General features: G+C 40.9%; 9 protein-coding genes. All 9 read right to left on the bottom strand.

What is annotated here, in order from left to right; translation table 11 throughout:
• Nucleotides 1–163 (bottom strand): IS200/IS605 family transposase (locus DL92_RS18385; protein ID WP_034468507.1); only part of this gene is annotated, 163 nt, incomplete at its 3' end.
• A 177-nt stretch (nucleotides 164–340) separates the two neighbouring features.
• Nucleotides 341–1,630 carry a sensor histidine kinase gene (locus tag DL92_RS0105740; protein ID WP_026667166.1) on the bottom strand — a complete coding sequence of 430 codons (1,290 nt, stop codon included), beginning with the start codon at nucleotides 1,628–1,630 and terminating at the stop codon, nucleotides 341–343.
• Nucleotides 1,624–2,301 (bottom strand): response regulator transcription factor, encoded by a 678-nt coding sequence (locus DL92_RS0105735; RefSeq protein WP_026667165.1) that lies wholly within the window; start codon nucleotides 2,299–2,301, stop codon nucleotides 1,624–1,626. The genes DL92_RS0105740 and DL92_RS0105735 overlap by 7 nt, the downstream gene beginning before the upstream one ends.
• Before the next feature lie 89 nt (nucleotides 2,302–2,390).
• On the bottom strand, nucleotides 2,391–3,272 hold the full coding sequence (locus DL92_RS0105730; RefSeq protein WP_026667164.1) for a hypothetical protein: 882 nt from the start codon (nucleotides 3,270–3,272) through the stop codon (nucleotides 2,391–2,393).
• A 1,006-nt stretch (nucleotides 3,273–4,278) separates the two neighbouring features.
• On the bottom strand, nucleotides 4,279–4,917 hold the full coding sequence (locus DL92_RS0105715; protein WP_026667162.1) for a type I phosphoribosyltransferase: 639 nt from the start codon (nucleotides 4,915–4,917) through the stop codon (nucleotides 4,279–4,281).
• A gap of 94 nt (nucleotides 4,918–5,011) precedes the next feature.
• Nucleotides 5,012–5,416: an amino acid-binding protein gene (locus DL92_RS0105710; RefSeq protein WP_026667161.1), complete on the bottom strand. Its 405-nt coding sequence runs from the start codon at nucleotides 5,414–5,416 to the stop codon at nucleotides 5,012–5,014.
• A gap of 158 nt (nucleotides 5,417–5,574) precedes the next feature.
• Nucleotides 5,575–5,946, bottom strand: a complete 372-nt coding sequence (locus DL92_RS0105705; protein ID WP_026655941.1) for a response regulator — start codon at nucleotides 5,944–5,946, stop codon at nucleotides 5,575–5,577.
• 179 nt (nucleotides 5,947–6,125) lie between these two features.
• Nucleotides 6,126–7,784 carry an AMP-binding protein gene (locus DL92_RS0105700; RefSeq protein ID WP_026667160.1) on the bottom strand — a complete coding sequence of 553 codons (1,659 nt, stop codon included), beginning with the start codon at nucleotides 7,782–7,784 and terminating at the stop codon, nucleotides 6,126–6,128.
• 8 nt (nucleotides 7,785–7,792) lie between these two features.
• On the bottom strand, nucleotides 7,793–8,548 hold the full coding sequence (gene accA / locus DL92_RS0105695) for a carboxyltransferase subunit alpha (RefSeq protein WP_026655943.1): 756 nt from the start codon (nucleotides 8,546–8,548) through the stop codon (nucleotides 7,793–7,795).
• Nucleotides 8,549–8,557 lie beyond the last annotated feature (9 nt).

Below are 8,557 nucleotides of genomic sequence, written 5' to 3'. Positions count from 1 at the left end.
CTGCCTCTATTATCTCTACACCTTTCCTCTTGCATAATGTACTGAGAATATTTGCAATGTCCTGCTTGATCTGACCATACGCAACCTTTCTCCTGAACTTAGGTGCAAATACTATGTGATACTTACACTCCCATCTAGTGTGTGATAAACTATTCATGTCCATTTTGGACTACCTCCTGTGCTTTACTTTGGTTGGCGAACCGTAGTAATTCTAGCACGGGAGGTTTTTTACTGTAAGCTGAAGCAGCTGTTGTCCCCCTGCATAGCAGGGGGTTTTATTAAAGATGCTACACAATAAAAAAAAGAGAAGTCCTTTTTCGACTTCTCTTTTTCAAGTAGATCAGATTATAACTTTTATTGTCATTGTTTTGCCGCTCGGACACTCTGCACTTATTGTGCCGCCATGAACTTCTGCCGCCGCCTTAGCAATCGCAAGTCCGACACCTGTACCTCCCGTCTCAGTACTTCTTGACGAGTCGGGTCTGTAAAAACGGTCAAACAGTTTTTCAGTATCCGGTATCGTACTAAGTTCACAGGTGTTAAAAACCTCGATCACCGCTCTGTTTTTCTTTTTATAAACACTTAACCTAATATCTCCGTTTGCATCGGAATACCTTATCGCGTTATCTAAAAGCACCGACAACATCTGATGAATCGCCGACTTATCTCCGTAAATATTCACATCATCCTGAATATCCACAGAAAAATTCTTTTCACTTGCCTTGGCCTGAACTTCAAACACCTCAGCTATCTCCCATGCGGCCGAACTTAAGGACAGATGTTCCTTGTCGGGAAGCGGAATATCTTCATCAAGCCTGGAGAGCTGTACAAGTTCGCTCACAAGCTTACTCATTCTCCCCGTCTGCTTCCTTATATTATCTATCCACTCATCTCCTTCATGTTCCATGCTAAGGACATCCAGACTTGTACTTATGGACGTAAGCGGAGTTTTCAGTTCATGGCTTGCATCCGTAATAAACTGCTTCTGCCTTCTGATATTATTTGCAATAGGGCGTATCGCCCTGTTTGAGAAAAGAACTACCAATATAAATACAAGTAAGAGACTTACACCGGAAACCGCAATCGTCAGTGTCCTTAAAGTATGCATTAATTGCAGCTCTCGCGTGGAATTAAGAAAAACGATTACTGTAGAATCTCTATACTTTACTTTTCCAAATCTGAATTCATTTTTATATCCACGTTCTTTTTTATCCAAATAGACTTGTTCTGCAAGCTGCTTTGCTCCCGAAGCATCGACTGAAGCGACAAAATCAAGCGATGTAGACATGACATTGCCGTTACCGTCAAGTCGCGCAATAAAAAAACGCGTCATATAACCGGCTTCCGCATCGGGTGAACCTCTAAAAGGGCCATCCGGCGGCGGTCCCGGTGGATTCCCATCAGGGCTTGGTGGATTTCCGTCAGGCACCGGTTGCCCGTTATTCATTCCGGAATCCGGTACCGGAGGCTTTCCGGCCTCAAATTCATGAATGGCCAAAATTGTTTCATCAAGCCTTTTTGTAACAACAGTGTAATTAATCAGATTAACAAGAAAGGCAACCATAAGTATTACTGCAAAAAAAGCAGCCATTGCTGCAATTATCACGCGGTAACGCATTCTTTTCAGCATGAGGTCACCTCCAGTGCATATCCGATGCCACGCATTGTCTTTATTTCCACATTGGCCTTGATCTGCCTTAACTTCTTTCGAACATATCCTATGGTAGTCCATACCACATCTATGTCAGATTCCGTATCATAGCCCCATATCTTTTCCATCAAATGCTCCGTTGAAAAGACCTGTCCCGGATGAAGAATAAAAAGTTCAATAAGTTGAAACTCCTTGTTTGTAAGCTTGATGCTCTTTTTGCCTACACTTATTTCGTACTTATTACTGTCAAGAATTATGTTTCCTATACTCTGAACAGAATCGTTGTAGTTCTCACTGCGGCGCCCCAGCGCCTTAACCCTTGCAATCAGTTCACTCGTAGCAAACGGTTTAGGCAGGTAATCATCGGCTCCCGCTTCAAGCCCTGCCACTCTGTCTTCAATCTCAGCCTTTGATGTAAGGAGCAGGACAGGCGTCCTGATTCCGTTCTGCCTTATGAGCGACAGAACTTCAAGCCCGCTTTTTCCCGGCATCATAATATCAAGCACGATCACTTCATACGAACCATCTTGTATGTAATCCCATGCAGCATCTCCGTTATGCACAATATCCACGGAGTACATCGCTTTCTCCATCAGGAGTTTAAGCGCTTTCGCCGTTGCAACCTCATCCTCAGCAATCAAGATTCTCATATACGCCCTCATTAAACGTTTTTACATCTTTAAAACATCTATAAATTAATAATATGATGCAAATGGAAAAAGGTCAAAGATACGAGACATCACTCACTAACCGTTTCAGGTACATCTTCTCCGGTATATGCGGAATCGTTTGTATATAGCTTGTCGAAAGTGCCATAGACCTTAAGCTTCAAATATATCTTTCCGTTATCCATAAGCACAGCAGTATACTCCGTACCATAGGTCGGAACAAGGCAATCTACAAATCTGCATTTCTCACCGGATTTAGTCTCGGTATCCTTATAACCGACCGCCCCGATTTCCGTTCCAAACTTAAAGTAATCCTCATACAACTCGTCGTCTCCAATAAGCTTTTTGATCTCAGATAATTGCGACTCTGTATAAGCTTTATTCAGTATGTCATCATTTATAAATGCTTTCTTATCTCGTGTATAATCTCTGCCGGCCCACACGTTCATCCCCAAACCGAGTAATCCTACCTGCTTGACATGCACGGTATCACCGTCCATTTCAAAGCTCAGATATTCATCTTCCGCTTCGGTATACTTGTAGACCGCAACATTATCTTTTACAAAAAGCGCGTCTCCTTCTATCTCCCCTGTGTGAAGGTAATAATAAAAGAAACCCGAAAAGTGAAATCCTTTTTCGCTCTGATCTGTTATTGTAATCTCCCCGCTATAAGACGAGTGCTCTCCGCCATACCATTTTCCTTCAAAATTAGCGGCATTAGGGCATTCTTTTGCCTCACTGTAAAGCTTGGACCAATAATCTTCTGAACTATCCAAAACGCTTGCACTGTCCTCTTCTGCCGAATCGACAGAAGCACCGGATACAACTTCCACCGAGGCTTCTGAACTTGTGCTTTCCTCACCGGACTCGATATTTACCTCATCCTTTCCACACCCGGTTGCAGAAGCCATGAGCAAAACAATCATCAGCGCCAAAATTCTTCTCTTATTCATCAGTACTCCAATCTCTAGCTCGTTAAACATCTATAGACAATAATATGGCGTATTGCAGAAATGGTCAAAATGATTCAGAACGGTCGTATCCCCCCCTGGCATACTTCTCAACTACAAATTTCACGGCTTCACAAAATCAAAGAAGCCTTCTGTACCATGAAAGAAAAGCCGAGAGGCCTCGTTAAACCGGTTGTGTATATTGAAGAATAAGCTAATACTATGATATAAATAGGAATAAAAAAATGACCTATCAGAAGTTATGGGATGAATCTGATAGGTCTGCTTTATTAATGATATTTATCCTTTGCTATTTTTCAAGTCATTCTCAGAAATATTATTTCATTCCAATCAGCAAATTGTCCAAAAAGAAATCACAAATCCCATTTACTAATTAGTTCATTTGTGGAAAAATTGAAAGTTTTATTAAATCGATTTCTTTATGATTAATCGTGTGATATAAATATATCGATTGGTTTTTTTGTTTTAAATTTGAGAAAAGAGGGATTGGAATGGCAGAAGTAAGTAATAGTTCTACTATGTTATCACAAGAAGAAATAGATAAGCTTATTAAAAAACTCGAAGAAGAAAAAGAGAATAACGCATAATATAAGGGGCTGTTTCAGCCCCTTTTGTGTTATATAGAGTTATCATAGCCAGCCCGAAATCAAAGTCATATGTTCGGAAAGTTTTACAGCTTTAGGCTTCATCGTATGGCTATAAGGCGGATTTTCTTGTTGTTGCATATGTTGATATTCAAGGCAAAAAAAAACTAAGTTTTTCATTCTTCGCTCCAAAACTCGCCCAAGAATGGGCTCAAACAGTTGGAGCGAAAACAGAATGAAAAGCTTAGTCTTTTTATTGCTCTTGAATATAGCAACATACGCAAATACTGCGAAAATCCGCCTTATAGCCATACGATGAAATTAAACCTAGAACTTTCCGAACATATGACTTTGATTCCGAGCGTTATAAAAGGCTGCAACACATAGTGCTACAGCCAGTTTTATTACAGCGTTGAATATCCAAATCCATTGCAGATTGCATCAACAGGAACTCCACTTTTGCACAGAGGGCATGAGTCCTGCGAAGCAGTTGAATAATCCGGAAGATCACGCACCGTGAACAACGCACGGATCGGAATGTTTTCAATCTGAGTAGCTAAAGAGAAGATCGCGGATATTCCAACAATTTCCCCTTTATAAAATCTAATAGACTCAAGCGCACTCTTTAACGTCTTTCCGGTCGTTGCTGAATCGATAAGGATAAGCACCTTCTTTTCATTTATCATGTGCTGATTATTCTCACGAAACATCATCTGACCGTTGACATTATATTCGGGTGCCGTAATGTACATGGACTTATGGGAATTCATGGATAATATTCCTGCCTCGGTAAGCTTATTGGCCATGTATGAGCCAACCACTTCCATTCCGTCAAGACACAGGATCGTATCGATAACATCGGAAGACATGTACATCTCAGCAAGCGATTCACCGGCCGCACGAGCCTCTTTCATTCTTGCTTTGGTATCACACAGATCAATATAGTAATTAACATGGGAATTTGGGGTTATGAAATGCCCCTTTGTATAACGAAGAATTACGTCAGTATTTCCGGTGTATTCAAGTTTTTTGTATCCTTGCATGTGTACCCTCCTATGAGCCCATCGGCAAACAACAAAACAACCTAAATCTTATTACCATATTTACTTACAATACCATTATAATTTATATCTTATATCAGATGCAATTATAGCCTCTATTAATAAGGATGTTTTCAACCTGTGCAATGTCGTCTGTATGGATCACCATAATAGGAAGACCTGAATCACGGTTAAAAGAAAGATATGTGTAATTTACGTTTATATTGCTGTCAAATAAGGTCTTTAAGATCTTATCCAAAGATCCGACTTCATCCTGACACTCAACGGCAAGAACAGGAGTTGTCTTGCAAATGTAGCCTGCGCTGCTGAGTACTTCGATGCTTTTTTCAGGATCTGAAACAACCATTCTTATTATTCCATATTCTGCAGAATCATTAGTTACAGATCCAAGAATATTGATTCCGTTTTGGCAAAGAATTCCTGTCACATTCTGTAAGCATCCTTTTTTATTTTCTGCATAAATAGATATTTGCTTTAACATATAATTGCCCCTCTTCCAGTTGATTTATGCATGTATTCTAACATTGCACTTTATTATTGTCCAGTGTAAAAGAACTCCTACACTCCTCAAAATTTCCTCGTATTCAAAAAGAAAAGCGAGGCTACAAGCATTATATAGCCTCGCTTATCGTAAATTTATTAACCTTCGCCCTCTTCAAAAGCTTTGTTCACCGCTCTCAAAACATCCGAAGTATTAAACGGCTTAACGATAAAGTCTTTTGCTCCCTTTTTTATTGCCAGGACTATCATTCCTTCATATTTCTGATCGGAACACATGATAACACGTGCTTTTGGATCGTATTCCCTCACAGCGACCAATGCATCTATCCCGTTCATCTTCGGCATATTTATGTCAAGAACCATAAGATCGGGATTCTTTTCTTTATACATATCGACTGCTTCGTCCCCGGTAACGGCTTCGCCTACAATATGATATTCTTCGGAGCTAAGCGCATTCTTTATCATCTCTCTGAATAATGCTGTATCATCTGCTATCAATACCTTCTTCATAACGTGGTCTCCTTTATTTGAAACATCAACGAATTGGCACGATTTGACTTTTGACACCTATATCATATGATATACGGATTGCTCCATGACTTTCGTCACCTATATCATATATATATTATGTCTACAAAAACGTATATATTTCAAATAAAATATTGATAAATATAGCACGATTTTTCAGCTTATTTTTTGTTGAGTCTGGCTAAATCCGCCTGTCTTATGCGGGCTCTGCTTATCTTTCCGCTGCTTGTTCTCGGTAATTCGTCTACGAATTTGATTATCCTGGGATACTTGTATATCGCAACACGCTTTTTTACGAATTCCTGAATCTCAGTTCCGAGCTTGCCTGTATCTTCAACGCCATCTTTGAGGATAATGCTCGCTTTTACAACGGCGCCTCTGTTCTTTGAAGGAAATCCCGTAACAGCGCACTCAAATACCGCAGGGTGGCACATTATAACGTCCTCTACTTCGGAAGGTCCTATACGGTAGCCGCTTGATTTAATGACATCGTCATTTCTTCCCAGGAAAAAGAAATGTCCGCTTTCATCCATGATAGCTTTATCCTTTGTATGATAAACGCCACCGTGCCAAACTTCCTTATATAATGCCTCATCACCGAGGTATCCCTTAAAAATGCCTATAGGTCTTTTGTCCCCTTCGGGAATTATGACTATCTCGCCCTCTTCACCTGCAGCAACAGGTTTATTATCCTCATCGACCAAAGTCACCTTATATAAAGGAGACGATACACCGATGGAGCCCTTTATCTGCTCTTTGCCTACAGGTGTGCATATCTGTAGCGCGGTTTCAGTCTGGCCGAACCCTTCGCGAATGCGGATTCCCGTCATGTCAAAAAACTTTTCCGCTACTTCTTCAGGCATCGGCTCGCCGGCAGTTGTCGCATTTTTTAAATTGCTAAGATCGTACCTGGAAATATCTTCCAGAATAAGATACTTATAAATAGTAGGCGGAGCACAGAACGTGCATATCTTTTCCTCAGCGATAAGCTTCAGCAAATCTGCGGCATAGAACTGCTCATAGTCATAGACCATTATGGCTGTTCCTATAAACCACTGGCCATACAGCTTGCCCCATGCAGACTTAGCCCACCCTGAATCGGCAACCGTAAGGTGCAGTCCGTCATATTCCACACCGTGCCAGCATTTAGCCGTGTAGATATGTGCTATCGGATATGAAAAGTCATGTATTACCGCCTTTGGCGCACCGCTTGTACCTGACGTAAAATAGTAAAGCATATTGTCATTTACATCGGTACTTATTCTGTCAAGTTCCTCAGAAGCTTCTTCCATGATTCCCGCAAAAGAGATTGTATCCTTATAGCTGTCTCCAACTACAATCTGAATGACATCATGCCCTGAAACGGCGCGTTCCACTTTATCACAGATCTGCTCTGAATTAACACAGATCACGGCCTTTGCTCCAGAGATATTAATTCTCTCTTTAATATCCTCGGAAGATACCATATGTGACGTAGGTATAGCTACGGCTCCAAGCTTATGAATCGCAAGAATGCTGATCCAGAACTCATATCTTCTTTTTAGAAGGAGCATTACAGGATCCCCTCGCTTTATTCCAAGCGATTTAAGAGCATTTGCAGCTTTATTGGTAAGTCTTTTAAGATCACCGAAAGTAAATCTCGTATCCCTGCCATCCATGCTTCTGTGCACCATAGCCGGCTTATCCGGACATTCTTCGGCAAATTTGTCTATCACATCATAAGCGAAATTGAAATTGTCATCAAAACTTGTTTCAATACTTACTATATTTCCGTCTTTATCGCATTTTTCCTTATAGTATTTTTGATATATGTTAATCATCTTTGCCTCTAATATCCGACTCTTCTGAATTTTTCATATCTTTCATCGGTAAGTGTATCAATATCCGTAGCCAACAATTTCTTAAGCTCCGAATATATATCGTTTTCTAAGTTCTCAAAAGAATCATTGCTACAAATCTTATCTATAAGTCCCAGTTTGTACAGCTTCTCGGCCGTAAGATAAAGCGCATCCGCGACCACATCTGCTTTTTCCGTACTTTTCCATAAGATATTCGCGCAACTCTCAGGTGATACCACGCTAAAATACGCATCCTCCAGCATCCATATTCTGTCCGCATGTGAAAGAGCAAGTGCGCCTCCGCTTCCACCTTCTCCGATAACTACCGATAAGATTGGTGTCCGCAGGTCAGACATTTCATACAGATTCTCGGCAATTGCTCTTCCCTGGCCGCGTTCTTCCGCATCTACGCCGCAGAAAGCACCTGCTGTATCTATAAAGCACACTATCGGTCTGTGAAACTTTTCCGCCTGCTTCATGAGTCTCAAGGCTTTTCTGTAGCCTTCGGGATGAGCGCTTCCAAAGTTATGAGCTATCCTGTCTTCGGTATTCTTACCTTTTTCAATTCCGATAACTGTCACAGGCATGTCTTTTATCATTCCTATACCTGCGATAACGGCTCCGTCATCACCAAAGTATCTGTCACCGTGAAATTCAATAAAATCACCGATAACGGCGTTCATATAATCAACCGCCGTGTACCGGTTGTCACTTCGTGCACCGAGCACGATATCATAATCTCTCATATCTGCCCT

Source organism: Butyrivibrio sp. AE2005 (assembly GCF_000686965.1).
Taxonomy (GTDB): domain Bacteria; phylum Bacillota; class Clostridia; order Lachnospirales; family Lachnospiraceae; genus Butyrivibrio; species Butyrivibrio hungatei_A.
Note: the sequence above shows the minus strand (reverse complement) of the source record. Positions and strands in the feature narration are given on the sequence as shown.

What these genes read in the sequence shown, in the direction of transcription:
- DL92_RS0105740 (WP_026667166.1), bottom strand. Translation starts at nt 1,630, where the DNA reads ATGCTGAAAAGAATGCGTTACCGCGTGATAATTGCAGCAATGGCTGCT.
- DL92_RS0105735 (WP_026667165.1), bottom strand. Translation starts at nt 2,301, where the DNA reads ATGAGAATCTTGATTGCTGAGGATGAGGTTGCAACGGCGAAAGCGCTT.
- DL92_RS0105730 (WP_026667164.1), bottom strand. Translation starts at nt 3,272, where the DNA reads ATGAATAAGAGAAGAATTTTGGCGCTGATGATTGTTTTGCTCATGGCT.
- DL92_RS0105715 (WP_026667162.1), bottom strand. Translation starts at nt 4,917, where the DNA reads ATGCAAGGATACAAAAAACTTGAATACACCGGAAATACTGACGTAATT.
- DL92_RS0105710 (WP_026667161.1), bottom strand. Translation starts at nt 5,416, where the DNA reads ATGTTAAAGCAAATATCTATTTATGCAGAAAATAAAAAAGGATGCTTA.
- DL92_RS0105705 (WP_026655941.1), bottom strand. Translation starts at nt 5,946, where the DNA reads ATGAAGAAGGTATTGATAGCAGATGATACAGCATTATTCAGAGAGATG.
- DL92_RS0105700 (WP_026667160.1), bottom strand. Translation starts at nt 7,784, where the DNA reads ATGATTAACATATATCAAAAATACTATAAGGAAAAATGCGATAAAGAC.
- accA (WP_026655943.1), bottom strand. Translation starts at nt 8,548, where the DNA reads ATGAGAGATTATGATATCGTGCTCGGTGCACGAAGTGACAACCGGTAC.